The 468-nt window shown below is 33.8% G+C and carries 1 pseudogene; it reads left to right on the top strand.

Annotated features, from left to right (window positions below):
* Positions 1–214 precede the first annotated feature (214 nt).
* Positions 215–468 (top strand): annotated as a pseudogene (locus tag O0550_RS24100) (hypothetical protein); the annotation flags it as partial.

Here is a 468-nt window from a genome sequence, read left to right on the forward strand (position 1 = left end):
CCACTGTTCTTTTAAAATCTTCATTGTATCTCTTGTTCGTTTTTTTGTGTTCCATCCGGACTCATCTCCTCTTGTTTTCATTGTAAGGACTTAACTAAGAGGTGTCCATGAAACTATACTAACTCCACTCCAAATAAATGTACAAGAGTCTGGAAGCGTAGTATTACCAGAAAAGCATTTAACCCAAATCACTTCAAATTTTAGACAAGAATGGATGAGTATTGAGATTGATGAAGATAATAAAGCAGTCATTTATGCGGAGTCTAAAAAATCAAAAAAACGCGTATCAAAACATGATTTAAGTGGATATTCCTCTAAAGACTTTCCTGTTTTTCCAGGATTAGAAACTACTGGGGATTATGAAAAGGGATTTGTTATCTCTTCGAACAAATTAAAGGAGATAATATCTGATACAATCTTCGCAATTAGTACATCTGAAATAAGACCTATTATAACAGGGGAACGTTG

It is taken from the genome of Brevibacillus halotolerans (assembly GCF_026891775.1).
GTDB lineage: Bacteria > Bacillota > Bacilli > Brevibacillales > Brevibacillaceae > Brevibacillus_B > Brevibacillus_B halotolerans.